Origin of the sequence: Aerosakkonema funiforme FACHB-1375, assembly GCF_014696265.1 — a bacterium.
Classification (GTDB): Bacteria; Cyanobacteriota; Cyanobacteriia; order Cyanobacteriales; family Aerosakkonemataceae; genus Aerosakkonema; species Aerosakkonema funiforme_A.
Genome location: NZ_JACJPW010000010.1, coordinates 14,332 through 31,571, shown reverse-complemented (window position 1 = coordinate 31,571; position 17,240 = coordinate 14,332). Strand labels below are relative to the sequence as shown.

The 17,240-nt window shown below is 41.7% G+C and carries 7 protein-coding genes and 2 pseudogenes; 1 reads left to right on the top strand and 8 read right to left on the bottom strand.

The window, feature by feature from the left end; genetic code table 11:
* Positions 1-49: 49 nt before the first annotated feature.
* The 5 genes and pseudogenes from H6G03_RS05610 to H6G03_RS05590 form a co-directional block, all read right to left on the bottom strand.
* On the bottom strand, positions 50-796 hold the full coding sequence (locus H6G03_RS05610) for a peptidylprolyl isomerase (RefSeq protein WP_190462918.1): 747 nt from the start codon (positions 794-796) through the stop codon (positions 50-52).
* A 54-nt stretch (positions 797-850) separates the two neighbouring features.
* On the bottom strand, positions 851-2,557 hold the full coding sequence (locus tag H6G03_RS05605) for an HlyD family efflux transporter periplasmic adaptor subunit (RefSeq protein WP_190462917.1): 1,707 nt from the start codon (positions 2,555-2,557) through the stop codon (positions 851-853).
* A 71-nt stretch (positions 2,558-2,628) separates the two neighbouring features.
* Positions 2,629-4,669, bottom strand: a pseudogene (locus tag H6G03_RS39435) (cysteine peptidase family C39 domain-containing protein).
* Positions 4,670-4,679: 10 nt separating this feature from the next.
* Positions 4,680-5,288, bottom strand: a complete 609-nt coding sequence (locus H6G03_RS05595; protein ID WP_199315152.1) for a helix-turn-helix domain-containing protein — start codon at positions 5,286-5,288, stop codon at positions 4,680-4,682.
* Between the two features lie 268 nt (positions 5,289-5,556).
* On the bottom strand, positions 5,557-5,856 hold the full coding sequence (locus H6G03_RS05590) for a hypothetical protein (RefSeq protein ID WP_190462914.1): 300 nt from the start codon (positions 5,854-5,856) through the stop codon (positions 5,557-5,559).
* Between the two features lie 239 nt (positions 5,857-6,095).
* Here H6G03_RS05590 and H6G03_RS05585 point away from each other — a divergent pair.
* Positions 6,096-7,398: pseudogene (locus H6G03_RS05585) on the top strand (NF041680 family putative transposase).
* 233 nt (positions 7,399-7,631) lie between these two features.
* Here H6G03_RS05585 and H6G03_RS05580 read toward each other — a convergent pair.
* The 3 genes from H6G03_RS05580 to H6G03_RS37180 all read right to left on the bottom strand — a co-directional run bounded on the left by H6G03_RS05580 (position 7,632) and on the right by H6G03_RS37180 (position 16,997).
* Positions 7,632-8,783: a tyrosine-type recombinase/integrase gene (locus tag H6G03_RS05580; RefSeq protein WP_190462912.1), complete on the bottom strand. Its 1,152-nt coding sequence runs from the start codon at positions 8,781-8,783 to the stop codon at positions 7,632-7,634.
* A gap of 621 nt (positions 8,784-9,404) precedes the next feature.
* A complete protein-coding gene (locus H6G03_RS05575; protein WP_190462910.1) occupies positions 9,405-9,671 on the bottom strand; it encodes a hypothetical protein in 267 nt (88 codons plus the stop codon).
* A gap of 522 nt (positions 9,672-10,193) precedes the next feature.
* Complete coding sequence (locus tag H6G03_RS37180) at positions 10,194-16,997, bottom strand: esterase-like activity of phytase family protein (protein ID WP_199315151.1); 6,804 nt, start codon at positions 16,995-16,997, stop codon at positions 10,194-10,196.
* Positions 16,998-17,240: the final 243 nt, after the last annotated feature.

Sequence of the window (17,240 nt, the reverse complement as noted above, 5' to 3'; positions counted from 1 at the left end):
GTGTACTGTAATGCCTTTGGATGAATCCAAAGGCATTTTTAAGTTTAGTTTATGTATCAAAAGCAATATTTATCGTAGCCTTCATTTCATCAACCTTTTGCCTCATCCACTTCTGAAACAAATCAGAAAGAATTTGATAACGCAACTTCTCATCCAATTGTGGCTTAATCACTTCCTCAACCAAAATCAAATATACCCCCTTAGCACCCACAATCGGCTTCAAAACCTGCGGCGGTTTAGCCGCAAAAACAGCAGCAGAAATCTCCGGCTTCATCTCATTACGCCGCACAACTCCCCGGTATCCCCCACGACGACGTAACTCAGTATCCTGAATATATTGATGAGCAACTTCAGGAAAACTCATTTCCCCCTCTTGCAAAGCATAAAACAATTCCATCGCCAAATCTTCATCATCCAAAACCACTTCATAAATCACCGCGCCTGCATAATCTAATTGATGTTCCACAAACCAAGGCTCTACCTTGTATGCAAACAAATGTTGCGCCAATTTCCCAGAAATCACGTTAGTGTAAACCATTTCTTCAAAATCATCCAAAGATAGGCAATTTTTCTTCAACCATTCCCAGGTTTCATCAGCAGTCTTCAGTTTACTGATTAACCGAATATTATCTGCTGCTTGCTGTAATTCTTCAGCCTCCACTTTAATACCCGCCTCTGCTGCTGCATTTATAATTATCTTCCGAGTAACAATTTGCTCGACAATAGAGGGAATTTGGCAGGATAACTTGACTTGATGAAGGATATCTTGAGCGGAAATAGTAATAGCTTGTGACATGACTTTCTCCTGAAATATAAAATTGATTCAATTATTTGTAGATGCACCGCTGAATTACAGCTTCAAATCGCCTTTTTGCAACTTCTTAAACGGGTCAAGAATAAAGTCAATCAGGCGACGCTGACGGATAATTATTTCAGCCGTTGCAGGTTGACCCGACTTGAAAGCAATACACTTACTTTTTGGCTGAATACAACTCTGAGACAATTCAATTTCCACATCATAAGTAGTTAGATTTCCTTGCGCTGTTTGCGTAATCTTAGAATTGGGTGATACCCAACTCAGTTTGCCTTTCACAACTTCGTAATCTTGGAAAGGATACTCATCAAATTTCAGATTGGCATCTTTCTGCTGATTACCTGAGCGTAAAGATTCGCTTTCGGAAGTAAGAATCTGTCCCTTGAACACCAGGGGAGTTCCCTTTCGTGCAATCTCAGCAATCAATTGTTTAGGTTGTACTACCGCACCTTCCCGCGTAATAGGAAGTTGAAAAATAGTGCCATCAAACGGCGCACGAATCAGATATTTTTCTAGCTGCTCTTTAAGAGAATTAATCTGATTTTTTGTTTGCTCGATTTCCGATTTTGCAGCAGCAATTTGTGTGTTCAAATCGGTTAGCTGCTGTTCTATTTTCGAGACAGATATTTTTCCAGATTGAACCAAGCTTTGATAACCGCGTTTTTGTTCTTCCAAACGCAGCTTGGCTTGCTCAATATCAGATTGAGCCTGACGAATAATTCTCTGGTAGTTACCCTGTTGCTCTTTTAGACGAAGTTCAGCTTGTTTAATATCAGACTCAGCTTGATGGATAATCTTTTCATAGCTACCTTGTTGTTCTGTTAAGCGAGATTGTGTTTGGGAAATATCCGATTGCGCTTGTCGGCGTTGTTGATAGCTTTCTTCTACAGACTGTACTACTTCTGCAAATCGGTCTTTTGAAATTGCACCTCCATCAAAAGCTAATTTATGGCGTTGAAATTTTTCCTGAGCTTTTTCCAAACGAACTGCTGCTAAATTATAGGCGGCTTGGCTAGATTCAATACTTTGCCTTACTTGAGCAACTTGTGCGAGTTTTTCTTCTTTTTGGAAGTTGTATGTAGTCTTCAAAGCATCAAAATTCTGCTGTGCTTGCGCTAATTGGGCGATTTTCTCTTCTTTTTGAAAGTTGTAAGCGGTTTTGAGCGTATCAAAACTCTGCTCTGCTTGAGCGACTTGTGTTTGTTTTTCCAATTCTTGAACTTTGTTTTGTTGCTGTTGAGCAGCAATAGCAATCCCTAACTGATTTTTCTGGATTTCCAACTGGCTAAACCGATTTTGTTGACCTGACAGTTTAATTTCATTCTGCTGAATTTCATCTCGAACTGATTTAGAATCCAGTTCTACTAAAATCTGGTTAGCTTTTATTTCATCTCCTTCTTTAACGCGCACTTTAACAACTGCAACGCTACCTTGAATATCTGCTTCTCGCTTAACGGTATCTCCCTTAAGTTCAAGTCTTCCTCTAGCAGTACCCGTTTCATCAACCTTGTAAAGCATTGACCAAGGTAAAACAATAGCTACAAAAATTACCAAAAAATATAGTAATCCTCGCGTCCAAGTTTTTGGCAAGCTATCGAGTAATTCCTTGGTAGCATAAGACCAATCATCAGTATGGGTAACTTTGCCATTCGTAGAGTTAGGAAATTCTGCTTCATTAGACAAAGTTTGTAGTTCGTGGTGATTAAGCTCAAATCCAGCAAATGAGTTTGATGTGTTAGGCATATTTGAAAATAATTAGTTTATTTCAACAGGATTGAAACAAAAACACGGTGATGTTTTGTTTTGGCTATATCTCAAGCTGCAACATCCAATTGTTGTTGATTCAGATAGAAATATTGACCGCGTTTAGCCATCAACTCTTCGTGAGTTCCACTTTCCACTAAAACGCCTTTATCCAGCACCAAAATTAAGTCAGCATTACGCACTGTGGAGAGGCGATGAGCGATAATTATGGTGGTACGATTTTTGCGAATATTGGTAAGATTATTCTGAATAATTCGCTCGGATTCAGCATCAAGGTGACTGGTAGCTTCGTCGAAAACTAATAGTTGGGGATTACCTAATAAAGCACGAGCGATCGCAATTCTTTGTCTCTGTCCTCCAGATAACATTCCCCCACCTTCTCCTATTTGCGTTTCGTACCCCATCGGCAGCTTTTTAATAAACAAATCTGCCCCAGCTTGTCGTGCTGCTTCTATAATTTCTTCTAGGGTAGCTGATGGTTGTCCGATCGCAATATTTTCCCGAATTGTACCGCCAAATAGGAAGGTATCTTGGTCAACTACACCTATTTGAGAACGGAGCGATCGCAACAAGATACTATTTATATCTTGACCATCAATCAACACTTTCCCATCGGTAGGAGGATAAAGCCCCAAAATAAGTTTAGAAATCGTTGTTTTTCCAGAACCACTACGACCAACTAAGGCTACAGTTTGTCCTGGTTTAACCTCAAAACTGAGGTTTTCCAAAACATTGATATCGCTTTCTGGATGATAACGGAAAGTAACTTTATCAAACCGAATGTTACCGTTAATTGGCGGTAAAGATTGGCGAGATTGTTGCTGTAAATACTCTATTTGCTGTTTGGTCTAGCAGATATTGCCGCAGTCCAGTCATCGCTACTCGGAACAAGCTAAAAATTAGCAAACCAACCCCGAAAGTGGTTAAAGTTAACTGACTTTGGTGCTTAACTACGTTGTCTAAAATCATTTGAGTGAATAGCGGCGTAATCAATCCAAAGATTTGGATAAATACGGAAGCAATGAAGACTTCAAATAATACAATACCGTGTGGTTTAGCTAACTCAAAAAACTGCCAAAATGGGGTACTGTATTCTTTGGCATCTCTAATAAAAACTGTGGGTTGCAATAACAAAGCATAGCCAGTCCAATCAGTTTTAAATTGAGCGTGGGTAAGGGTGCGTTGACCGATGGCTGGATCGGCTACGATGACGTGCTTGCGGGTGATTTCGTAGACTACAACGTAGTGCTTGCCTTCCCAATGCGCGATCGCAGGTAGGTTTTGTTTTGCCAATTGGTCTAAACTGGCTTTCACGGGTCGGGTAGAGAATCCGATACTTTCCGCTGCTGCTGATAAACCTCGTAAAGAAGCACCATTGCGATCGACATTAGCCATATCTCGCAGGCGGTTAACGCTAAAGCGCTTCCCCCAATAGCGAGCAACCATTACTAAGGAAGCAGCACCGCAGTCTGATGCACTTTGTTGTGCGAAGAAGGGATAACGACGAATAATGCGCTGCCACAAGTGGCCCACTTGTAACGTGGGGCTGGGAAAGTAAGCTTTACTAATTTTTTTCTGGTTTTTTGGCTGAACTGGTGATTGGCGATCGAGAAAAGTTGTCTCTCTTTCACTCTTTTTTTGGTTTGCTGTGGGAGTGTCAGTTCCTCTGAGTAGGGAATCTCGCCAAACAGCCTGCTGATGAAGATGCTCTCGAATTTTAGGATATTTGCGACTTAGGTTGGCAAGGTACTGGCTGGGAAGAAAATAGATTGTTAGTGCATCTTTGGTAGCTTTTGCTGAGTAAGGTTCAAAGGATTCTTCTGGAAATAAGGTTAGCTCACCAAATGATTCCCCTGCTTTTAATGAAAGAGGTTTATCACTCTGACTATGAGTTAATCTTACTTTCCCTGCAATAATAATGCAGATGCCACCTTCAGCGTTTTGTGAATTCCAAAATTGTTTTAGTGGCTGAGGCTCTAAAACTTGAATATTTTGACGCACTGCTGCTAGTTCTTTTTCTAGAAAAGATTGCCCTAGAGTTTTTTCCAGCAGTTCATTAGAAATAGATAAATCGGATTGATTCTGAACCATAGTTACAATCTCAACGAATGGAATTGAAAGGCCAAAATTCGGGGGAAACTGAAACGGAGGTTTCCGTTAAATCGCGAATCGCTAAACGGTTGGCATTTGGTGCGATATCCTCGACAGGAGTTGGTTTTGGCCGGGTGGATAGTCCCATGTCTTTGAGCAAGCGATTGATATGGCGATCGCTCACTTCAATACCCAACTCTTTGGCTAGATGCTTACTCAGCCATTGTGCTGTCCAGCGTCGAAATGGATAGCCAAATTCTTTCGGGCTCTGGCTTACCAGTTCTTTTAAACGCTCTAGATATTGTTCGTTAACGCTTTTAGGGCGGCCAATTGGGTTATCATCCCAGTTATGAGCTAGCCCAGCTTGTGCCATGAAAATCCAATGGCGTGCCGTTCCTTGAGAGCATCCCAAAGCTTTACAAATTTGGGTTTGAGTTTTACCTTCGTCTGCCAACAACATTATTTCGATGCGCTGGCGGTACTGTTCGGATAAGTTATCTTGCAGACTTTTTTGCAGCATTTTTCGTTGAAAAGGTGTCAGTAGTTTTGCGTAACTGGAGTGTTTTAGTGAAATCTTGCCTTGCGGCGAATCGTCGAGTTCGGAGGGATCGCTTGACATCTGCATAACCTGTGGCTATCGTCTAAAATCTTTTTGGAGACAAAAGGCACTCAATATGCAGGTAGCCATGCTTTATACTTAAGTTGGGTATTGAAATTCAGACTAGATTTCGGTGCAAAACTCAAAAAAATAACATCTGTACTATCCTGCCTTTGGCCAAAGAACCGTTACTTTTCCTCAAGTTCCTATATGTTCTAAGTATTGCAGGATATTGGTTCCAAGCATTTTATTCAATTTTTCAAACTGATAACACTCATACAGGTAGCTACTAGATACCCCACGTATTATCCCAGCTATAGCACTCTTGAATCATTTGGTGTACCGCAGCATCTGCGGTTGAAAATGTACCGCAATTAGTTCTTTTTGTTCCAGATGCCGCATGACCGACATCTCGATCCAACACAAACTTACCGTCCTCAGAGTGAATAGAGAGCGTAATAGCAACGCCATTTGTATACTGTTTCCACAACCTAACAAATGAAGCTCCTTGTGGGATCGGGTTTACATATTCGACATCACAAATCCATTGCCGTTGTTGCAAATCTGTCCACGTATGTTCCTCTATCATTACATTCCATGCTCTTATCGCATTTGAGTTGTACCATTACCCAAACAACACTGGTTGACTGGAGTTTAGACTATCGCACCGTAGGTGCGATGTCTAAACTCCAAATAGTAAGTTTTACTTACCTGTTTTTTTGCGAATAGATCAGATATGACAAAACTGAAGTACAAGTGTACTAATGACACAGGTACTTCAGTCTGGTAGAAGCTAAAAGTTGTACCACCAACTAGCATCTACCTATGATTGAAGTTGACAAACTCAAAGCTTTTCGTCAAGCGGCCTATCAACATCTAACCAGAGCCAAAGATGCCACGTTTGAATTAACGGATGCTATCCTGCTGACCCGCTATGCCTACTGTTTGGCAGACCTGTCATTATCACCAGTATTTCGACGCAATTGGCCCAGTATTTATGAAGCACTTCAAGATTGTAGACCGCAGCGCAACAAGTTGATGCGACTATACATCCAACAGATGCCAACAGATGTACGTCCAATCCTGGCAGGCGACCACACAAATTGGCCAAGGCCAGATGCAGAAACACTACAAGAAAGAACGATTGAACATCAAGCGGCAGCTGTTTATGGTAATCGTCCGATTACCGTAGGCCAAGGATATAGTACAATTGCCTGGATACCAGAAGATTCCGGCAGTTGGGCAATACCACTAAGGCACGAACGGATTACCAGTTGGGAAAATCCTATAGATAAAGCAGTATGGCAACTTAAACAGGTCTGTCAATACTTACCACAGCGACCAATTTCGCTGTGGGACAGCGAATATGGATGTGCGCCTTTTATACTGAAGACAGCTTTGATTCCTGCGGACAAATTAATACGACTCCGTTCTAATTTATGTTTATGGACTGCACCGCCACCCTATTCTGGTAAGGGTCGTCCGCGCCGACATGGAAACAAATTTAAACTGAATGATTCTACCACTTGGACAGAAGCAATTGAAACTGTAGAATTAGATGAGTCTCAATTAGGACAGTTACGAATTAGTTTATGGAAAAACTTACATTTCCAAGCTGCTCCACAACATGAACTGCAACTGCTCCGAGTAGAACGAATCGACCGCTTGTATTCTTGGAAAATGCCCAAGCCTTTATGGTTGATTTGGGTTGGGGAAGAAATGCCGCCCTTAGCTGAAATTTGGCGGCTATACTTGCGACGCTTTGGTATTGACCATTGGTATCGCTTTGCCAAACAACGGCTTCACTGGACTTTACCGAAGTTGAGTACACCCAAGCAATGTGAGCGATGGAGTGATTTAATGCCAATGATGACTTGGGAACTAGGGAGAGCCCGTGAAATAGTTCAAGATAGACCCAAACCTATTGCAAAAACGGTTGACCAAATTAACTCCTGGTCGTGTCGCCCAAGCCTTGCCTGGAGTTTTAGCGGTGATTGGTACACCTGCTTGTTTTCCCAAACTGCGTGGAAAGTCTCCCGGCTGGCCTGCCGGACACCCCAGGTCGCCTCGTACTGATTATCCCATCGTTAAAAAAGGTTTTTATCGAACAAAAAAAACATCGAAAAGTTAATTTCTTTCGTTTTTAATCCTGTTCAAATCATTATTTTTTTACTCAGCTATAATCTGAGCTATTTTGGCTTGCTTAGGAGTTTAGACTATCGCACCGTAGGTGCGATAGTCTAAACTCCAGTGGTTGAAGCAAAACTGCACTAGACACTGATTCTAAACAACGACCTACAAGAACGAACAAGCGATCGCCCGATCGTTGAAAGATACCACCCGCGACGCGATCGCCGATCGACATCAATTTTCAGACTCTTCATCTTTTCCCTCCCTGCGCTGGGGCGGCAAAGGCCGATCGCTCCTACTCAACAACCTCTCATAAGCCTGCTGGTGATGATACTCATCTATCCAAGCATGATACGTCTGAATGTGAATCGCCACCGAATGACCCATCTGCTTCGCCGCCAGCGACACCTCCAATCCGTACTGGATACTTCTTGCCGCCCAAGCATGGCGAAGGTCATAAGGTTTAAACTCCATACCCTGCCGCCGAAAATATTGACAAACCCTATGTCCCAACTCTTTATTACTTGCAGCGTGGACATTGGGTATCGCCACATCCATCAGCGACCATTCCTCCACCCATTCTGGATGCAGCGGCCAAACTTTTCTTTCTCCAGTTTTTCCCTCCAACACCTTCAACACGCCCGACCCTTTCTGAAAATCTGCCAAATCCAAATGAAACACCTCATGCGGTCGCAGCCCGTAAGTCGCCATCATCCCGAAACACCACTGCCACGCCCGTAGAGAGAGCTTTTCGTACCAAAATAATATCGCTTCATCGCTGGGTAAATTTCGTTTCTGCACTTTTGTGGGAGAATAATCCCCACTAAACCTTTTAGCATCAAACTTAAAATCGGCGAATTCTACTAACTTATCCAACGCCATACACACCTTCTGCCGCATCCGAGTATCCGGTGGCACAGACACGATCGCGCTCATCAATATTTCTTTTGATAGATATTCGGTTGGCGGTAATTTACTATATACCTCTACGTAATTTGTTTTCCACGTTGAAATTGACTGTGGATTTTTAGCGCGACGGATAAAATAATCTTTCTCTAAGGAGTTCACCCAATCTCCAATCGTCTTATTTTCTCGTCCGACCCCGGTATGGCGTAAATAAGGCCACCAAGAAAATTCCCCTACGGAAAGAAGCCCTCCTACTTTTCGTGCTTCTTTTTCTGCCGTCCTCATCCCAGCCGATGTCGCTTCAATCCCCAAAGCAATTTCCTGCTGATGCGGTTTATCTTTATCACTACCCGGACGTGGCGGCAAAGTTCCTCGTAAATACAAACGATTGCCTTTTTGGATAATTGTTACTCCAATTTGGCCAGCCTTCAGCCTTTGATTGATTGCACTTAATTGATTTGACGGAGAAGGAGAACTCATTTGACATTTTTCGCCTATATTAGTATAATACAAAACAAATATTGACTAGAGCGGCCAACCCCACTAGCGATCGCAGGTAAAAAATATGGAATCGGGAGGGGGAGTTGGCTTAAGTAATCGTGTCAAAAAAAGCATCTGTTGAGCTACACAGGGGAGCAAAAATTTTCATAGCACCCATAAATAGCTAGAAGCACCATTAAGCAAAGTTTACAACACTGGCACTCTCTCTGGGAACTGGTTGCCGAGCGCGATCGCTTCCCTAAATTCTTCTCTAAACTGCATTTTCAGTATAATTTCGCATAAATAATAAATTAAAGTATAAATTTATACAAGTTAATTTGTAACGTAAATTAGTTCGCTCTCGTAGCTAAGTGCAAAAAATGCTCTCTATCGAAGTAACAGTTTTAGCTATTAAATAAAACTGCGGTTAGCTTTAACCAAAGCAATGTGGAACTACAGCTTGTAGGGGAAGCGAATAAAAATGTACCAGCGAGTGCTTTTAGGTGCGAGTACGAACGCCACTTGGGAGCCAAAAGTGTTTTGCGATCGCACTAATTTCTTTAGTTAAAATTCTGAAGAGTTTTCTAGCTACCTTTGTTTTGTCTGTAAAAAAGCAATCGGTTATGAAACAATTTCGTCACTACGGACATGAGAAGGTGTTTCCAGTAAACTCAACCTTTTATCTATACTATCTATACGTTTGGTTAGATTGATAACCATTTGTTCGAGACGGATACCAGAAGGTTTGGTGGGTGGCCTATCTAGACACTCTTCTATATATTCGACCAGGAGTGCAGATGCCGTTGTACCGTTGCGCTTAGCCCATTGCTGAAAAGCTTCCCATTCATCGGGGTCAATCCGGAACGTGGCTAATTTTTTCGCGGTCATTATCTATATACTTTGAGTTGACTTAGATAATAGTTTACTACGAAAATAAAAGTTACCATTTTTATTTTTATATACCTTTAAAAAAATATATATACAAATCGGCCAAAAATCTAGTTATTTTGAGTATTAATTTATACACTAAATAATTGATTTAATACGTAAAAACCTAGTTTTATAGTACAATTATACTATAAAACGACCATAGGTATTAAGTGCTGATTTTAGAATCCTCTCTCCACAGGTTTAAATATGTTAAAAAAATCTAAAAAAGATAAATAAACAGGTTATTCATGTTGGGAGTAAGCGATCGCACAAACCTTGGTTCTTATTTTGCCCAATACAGCCCGCTCGTCATGAGGCGGACTAAGTTTGGATTGGGTTATGTGCGTTGTCTGACTGGACGTGGGGTGTTTCTTCCATTGTATCCGCAAGAGTTTGGGAAACATCGGTCTTGCAATACTCTCAAAATAAAGGTTTTAGCCATTTTTAGTTAGAATATTCGCTCGGATATGATAATGTCTGCTAAACGATCGCAATTCGATCTAGCGTTAATACAGACTTATTTGATAGCGTAGCGATCGCGATCGCCGTTTGCGATCCCGTACCATCTGGGTCGAAACTCAAAACAGCAGTAGTCGTATTGTATAAAACATTAGCACTCGTACCCAGAGCAGATGGTGCATTACCGCTAACAAAAACTCCCGTAGGTGCTGCGGTTGTTTTTAAAGCTACACCAGCAATCAATCCACCACCAAATCCAGCCGCACTCAGATAAATTCTATCGTCGCTGCTGAAATCGGTGATAGTGTCGCCGCCTTCAGCGGGGGATGTGTAGGAGAAAATATCTGCGCCGCCTCCACTTGTAAGCGAATCTTTACCACCCCCACCTTCAATAATATTAGCACTGCTATTACCCGTTAACTTATCGTTAAAAGCAGTGCCAGTAATCTTATTAACATTGCTGACATTGCTTTGTTCGGTGCTATTAGTAACGATTCCCCAAAGTGGTTTCAAGCCAGAATTGCTGGGGTTTAAAAGACCTGTTTTGGTATCCAAAGTTGCTCCACCGATCCCAAAATCATTGTCATTAATGACAGCGATGGTATTATTATCAATTAAAGTCAAACCTTCCACTTTTGCATCGCCACCTGGATCGTAACCAGCAGCAATTAGATCGACGTACAATAGTTTGCTAACTGGTTTAATACCTGCTGCGGTTAACTCATCAAGAGTGGCAGTTTCAATTGTTTTACTCGCAGGCAATTTAGTTAAATCTGCCTTACTTAAATTTGTGGCTCCATTGAGGTCAATTTGATAAACTTTCTTGAAAGCTCCTGCACCCGATTTATCATCCCGCTCGACTACTAAAAATTTGCCATTACCCAAAGATACGGCATCGCCAATCTTATCGCTACTTAAGCTTTCAATCCGATAGAGATATTCAGCCGTTGTAGTTTTAGTATTAGGGTCAAATTCCAAAATTCTCAAGTTCAAAGAATTGCGAGAATTGCTGTCATTTGCTACATCTGGATTATCAATGCCACTCTGGATAAAAGCGTAGACTTTGCCATTTTGGTAAGCAACGCCTTCAAACCCTCGGTTGTTGCGACGTTGACCGTAAACACTAGGTAATGCTTCTACACCTGTCACTACTCCAGAAGCGTTAGCACCTTGCGGAACGTAGCGTTCGATTAACTTGCCATTGCTATCGAAATGTAGGATTGAAGGACGGTATTCTTCCACCATCCAATAAGTGCCATCATCAGCACGAGTAATCCCTTCCAAATCAACACCGAACGGGTCGCGATTTACAGTTTTTCCAAACACATCTACAGGTACTTCATCGCTGTTAGCAAGTCCACTTGTCCCTTGTAAGTTCGATAGACCAGTTAGAGGTTTTCCATCTTTATTGGTAAGACCAATCCGCTGAAAGTTAGCTATGCTTCCTGTCATTGAATTTACTTCAAATCGTATCCAACTAGGCTGGAAATTAGGTAATGGAAAAGGACGAGAGCTAACACCGTTAATATCGATTGGGTCGGTGTTGGGGCCGCGATCGGTATGAGTGATAAACTTTAAGTTACCGTTAGCAGCTTTTCCTTCATAAGTTAATCCAGAAAACCCACCTAGATTAATAGTTTGACCTGCTGCTGTTTGTGCGAGAGCAGGTAAATTATCAAAAGGTACGGTTGTGGTTTGATTTTGTTTGGCAATCCCCGTTGCTAAATTGACATCTATACCTCTGGTATTTCCGGTATAATCAACTGCGTCAGAAGCACGTCCTTCTTTATAACCAAAACGCAGGTAATGTTGAAAGGAACTTTGAAATTTACCTTGCGCGATCGCCAAAGCAACATCTGGGTTTTCACCTAAGTAAGAATTGCCATTAAAATTAGCGCTGGGAATTCGACCTTCATTCAGTCCGTACTTAATAAAATGTTCTAACGGACTGCTGATTTTACCTTGAGTAACCGCATCTGCGAGATCTTGATAATGCTGGCGATAAAAGTCGGCACTAAAATTATTTAAAATGATATTAAACTGGGCTAATTGTTCGCGTCCTTCTAATAATCCATATTGTATTAAGTGTTGCGTTCCACTCTTAAACAAGCCTTGATTTACCGCTTGAGCAATGTCGGGATTAGACGCTAAATAAAAATCGTTAAACGTGGCAAAATTGGCACTAGGAGCACGTCCTTCTGCTAAACCCGCTTTGATGTAGTGTTCCAGCCCGCTTTTGTATTTCCCTGCCTTAACCGCCGCATCCACATCCGAATTATTACCCAAATAATAACTATCATCAAAAAACTGTCGAAACTGGTTACTAATATTGCGCTGTTCCTTATAGCCGAAGCGAAAAAAGTGGTCGAATCCACTTTTAAGTTGACCATTAGCAACTGCTTGTGCAACGTCGGGATTTTCTGATAGATATCCCAATCCAAATAGGGAACTGGGATTGCGTCCTTCATCCATACCAAATTGGATGAAGTGGTCGTAGGCACTTTTAAACAAACCTTTAGCTATCGCATCAGCAACATCTGGATAAGCTGATAGATAATATTTCGGGTCAAATAGTCCTTGAAAAGAGCGATCGCTATTTGTACTTTGTTGAACTTCGCCAACTCCCACTCGCGAATCTACATTCAGTGATTTATCTAATTTCAGCAGCAAGAATTCATTTTGGTCTGGCCCTGGCGGACGACCAGTACCACCTTTATAATTATTATCGTTGGCAACTAAAAGAGTATTACTATCAACTACCAACACATCTTCAATAGTAACGAAAGGAAAGCGAAAAGTGGTACTGCCATCACCGTTTAAGTCGTTCGGATCTTTAATATTTAGTAAGTCGGCTACTTCTTCTTTCGCTACATAACCATTGGCATCTTTGTTCGAGAGATCGATCTTGAAAATTTTCTTGAGTCGCGCCGCATCTCCTTGATTTTGATCGCGTTCGATAACGAGGTATTCGTTTTCATTAATAACCGTGAAATCTCCGATCGAATTACCTGCCGCTTCTAGGCGATAGCGTCCAACTGCTCCTCTGAATTGATGTTTCTGTAAATCGAATTCATTAATACGTAGGGTATCTGGAGGATCGCCAGTTACCGGGCCTTCTAAGAGAGCGTATAATTTAGTTTTCTGGGGATTGATTGCTAATCCTTCGTAACCTCTGGAACGTCCGAGATTGGCAGTTGCTTTACCGGATAATACATCGGAATTGTCAGGAGATCGCACTAAATCTGAAACCAACAATTGCTGGCGTTCCTTAACAGCAGTATCGGAAAAATCGCTAAATAATCCATCTACTCCCAACTTATAAAACTGGTCGTATTCCGCTTGTGGACTGTTATTATAATCAGTTGCTAAATAAGTAGGTTCATTGCGGAAAGTATAAGGATGAACCAGTAAAACTGCTGCATGAGCATCTGGCACTAAAGTAGTAGGAGTTAGCGTTTTGTTGTTAGCATCAACAGACACGATCATCCGCTTCCAAGGGCCAATTCCATCGGCATACGTAGCAATTTCTGTTAATCCTTGAGGCGTTCTTAAATCCCCATAAGTACGGGGGTCGCCGCTAACAACAAAGTCGTAAGGTTTGGTTTCAATTAATTTGCCATCTGGCCCTACATCTGTAGCATCGAGTAATTGAACTAAAGGTACATCAGTCTTCGTATTTAAATATTTTAGGTTGCTAACTTCAAATGACTGGATATACACGGGTGCATCTGGCCCCGTATAACCATTCTTGTTGAGAATATCTACTAAGCGATCTTCTAAAGGTAATCCAATAGATTGAAAATAAGTCGGGTGTTTTGTTTCAGGATAAATACCGATCGTTCTGCCTTTTTCTGTACTCTTCCGTTTGGCTAAATCGATTACTTCTTGCAGAGTCGGAATTTGAAACTGACCGTTAAAACTTTGGTCGCGGAAAGATAAACGTTCCTTCGCCCGCAAAGTTTTCAATTCTGCTAGGGTAAAATCTTCAGTAAACCAACCCGTAATTGATTGACCATCTACTACTTTTGTTGTTTTGCGATCGGCAAATTCTGGGCGGTTAGCAACATCCGTAGTACCAGTAATATCATTTTCGTGACGAGCGACCAAAACACCATCTTTGGTAGAAACTAAATCTGGTTCGATATAGTCAGCACCCATATCGATCGCTAATTCATAAGACGCCAAAGTATGCTCTGGTCGATAACCGCTAGCACCCCGATGTCCAATGACAATTGGTATTTCCCCAGTTAAAGTATTAACATTTTCAAATTTAGGCGTAGCAATTGGCGCTTCTAATAGTTTCCCCGTATTATCAAAATGTAACAAATACGGCCCTAATTCATCACCGATCCAAATCGTGCCATCTTTGGCAAAAACAAAAGATTCGATATCGAAATCAGCACCAGTTAATAACCGCTGCGGCGTTCCTTCATTCACAATTTGGAAAGGGATTTTCTTATCTGGATCGGAAAAAGAAATAAATTCTTCAATCTTTACTTTACCATCACCATTTCCTACCCCCTTAAAACCAGGAGAAAGGCGATACATCCGCAACAGAAAATCCGGACTATTTGCTTTAGATCCAAAACCATTATCTGGCATAAACCAGTAGGAATCTTTATCTGCAAATTGCACGCCACTAAATCCTTGAACTGGTTGTCCGGGGAAGGGGCCACCTAAGTCGGGTGCTTTCGCTCCTGATGGTGGGCCACCAGCAAAAGTATCGGCGGGTAAAAGTGCAAATCCTTTCAATTCTGTCATAGTTTTCGGTTGAATATTAATCGGGTTTCCTTGTACTGTGGGAGCAGAATTAACACTCAACAATTGATTAATTGTGGGTGCAACATCGATATTACGAACCTGTCCGGGATTTACTTTAGCAATATCTGGCCCTGCGGCGTAAAAAATTGCCTTCATTTCATTCAGCGTCGGATCGTAACCGTGCGCTCCATAAAAGTTAGGCACTGAAAAAATAGGATTATCTGCGCCAAAATCATCTTTGCGTCGTACTAAGGGATTCTGAATTCCATCGAAGTTATATCCCAACTTCAAAAGTGCAAAAACATCGCCGCTATCTTGACCGATAAATTCGCTTTTTGCATTAATAATGTCTGCACTTGTAGGGTTAGGAGGTACTGGCCTCGTGTAAACTTTATCGAAAATATTTGTCGTTGTCTGTACGTAATTAGAATTAGTATCTACAATCCTTTTAAGAGTTTCCGCTACTTGTTGTTGCAATTGGACGTACTCAGAAGAAGTAACCGTACCGTTTGGTTCTCGTCCTTGCAAATTAATATAAATATTAACTGCTGGCCCACTACTAACCGCCCGGACTTTGCTGGAATCGAAGCCAGCATTTTTCAAAATATTATTAATACTGACTGCCGTGTGGAATGGTGCAAAACCGTGATCGGAAACGACCATAATATTACTGTTGGGAACGCCAGCAGCATCAGTTCCCACAGCATCGATAATTTTCTGAACTGCATCGTTAGCTGCTTTGTAAGCTGTCTGTACGTATTTTTGGTAACGAGCGATTTTTTGTGGGTCTTGACCGGAACCGATAGAATAAGGATCTTTGAAATCAGTTGGTTGGCGAGGATCGGTAAGCAGAAATTGATGCTGTGAACCGTCTGGTTGCTCGAAATAAGTCATTACCAAATCGGCATTTGGATTTTGTTGAATTGCTCGCAGAGCTAACCGAGTTTGATAATCGATGAAAGTACGTACTTGATCTGCATAAATAGCTTCGAGTTCGGCATCGGAAAATTGCTCGAAGCCTGGACTTAGCCGTTCGGGAATGCGAAAATCTGCTTGCGGTAGCCAGAAGCCAACGTTATTATTAATATCATCTACATTGGCTAGCACGGCGGGATTATTGGCAGGGCGTGGGATAAAGTTAACTGAATAACGAGCAATTCGCACAGTAGAAAGATCGGGTGCTAAATTACTCACATAAAAAGCTGTTCCGGCTTTGTTAGGAGTGCCTTCTAAATAAAAGGGTTTAGAAGTATTATCGCCAGCTTTAATATAAGCAGGGCCAGTTGCAGGAAGGTTAAAAGGGGTAGGTTTAATGCCGGAATTAACATCAAAAATTGCTAAAGTAGCGTAATTAATTTGGTTATCGTTAGTAGTGTCTAAAGCTGCAACTTGAATATCGTAGTTAATGCCAGCAACGCTAAATCGGTCTAGAGAGGTTTTGGTTTGAAGAATGGGGCTGAAAGATGCTTTACCTGCGGCAGTGAGTTGCTTAACAATTGCCCCAGAAGCAGGAGCGAAATCAGCAGCACTAAGGTTAAATCCTTTTGCCCCCACACCGCCAAATGCACCAAAAGGTACTGTGTAGTCTACAGTTCTGGCTTCTTTTGATTGCAGGATGGGGCTGTTCGGATCGTTCGGGTTAAGCCGGATATCGATTCCATCACCGCCGGGAAAGGTAGCGGTGACAACTTTTTTACCAGCTGCTCGCAAGTCGAGCCATAATGGTTCGGCTGTAGGATCTTCGCTTTCAACAGGGCCATCAATACCAACCGAGTAGCCGCCGATCGGTGCTACAAAACCGCTGACATTTTGGTTGAAGGGACTGGCGACTAGGTGAAAACTGTTGGCGTTGATGTCGTTGTTGGCTGCTGTAGAACCTGTAGCGATCGCAATATGGCTGGGAGCGGTTAGCGATGGCGTAATTGTCTCGTTTGCTGCTGCTACGCCTTTGCTTCTAAGCAAACCCAAACCTTTGTTTGCTTCCAGTACGCCGTTATCGAGGTATGAACTGACTATCGATGCTGTTGCACCGTCGAGCGAAATCAAAATGATTTTGGGACTCATAGCCCTTACCTCTTTCTTGACGTAGCCTTTCCTGTCCGTTTCTCTTCGGTTTTGTGTTTCTTATCACGCCTGAGTTTAACTGTTAAAGATTAAAAAGCGCATCCATTTTATTAAAGAGATGGTTAAGAAATATTCTTTTATTTTTATTGTCCCTATCTAAATGCCTTGGTTAATTAGACCTTAATAAAGGGTTAATTTAATTTTAAATTTATTGTTATTTTATAACCAAAAAGTATTGATTTT

Bases quoted from the DNA above. Each gene is read 5' to 3' on its own strand.
- H6G03_RS05610 (WP_190462918.1), bottom strand. From the start codon at position 796: ATGTCACAAGCTATTACTATTTCCGCTCAAGATATCCTTCATCAAGTC.
- H6G03_RS05605 (WP_190462917.1), bottom strand. From the start codon at position 2,557: ATGCCTAACACATCAAACTCATTTGCTGGATTTGAGCTTAATCACCAC.
- H6G03_RS05595 (WP_199315152.1), bottom strand. From the start codon at position 5,288: ATGTCAAGCGATCCCTCCGAACTCGACGATTCGCCGCAAGGCAAGATT.
- H6G03_RS05590 (WP_190462914.1), bottom strand. From the start codon at position 5,856: ATGATAGAGGAACATACGTGGACAGATTTGCAACAACGGCAATGGATT.
- H6G03_RS05580 (WP_190462912.1), bottom strand. From the start codon at position 8,783: ATGAGTTCTCCTTCTCCGTCAAATCAATTAAGTGCAATCAATCAAAGG.
- H6G03_RS05575 (WP_190462910.1), bottom strand. From the start codon at position 9,671: ATGACCGCGAAAAAATTAGCCACGTTCCGGATTGACCCCGATGAATGG.
- H6G03_RS37180 (WP_199315151.1), bottom strand. From the start codon at position 16,997: ATGAGTCCCAAAATCATTTTGATTTCGCTCGACGGTGCAACAGCATCG.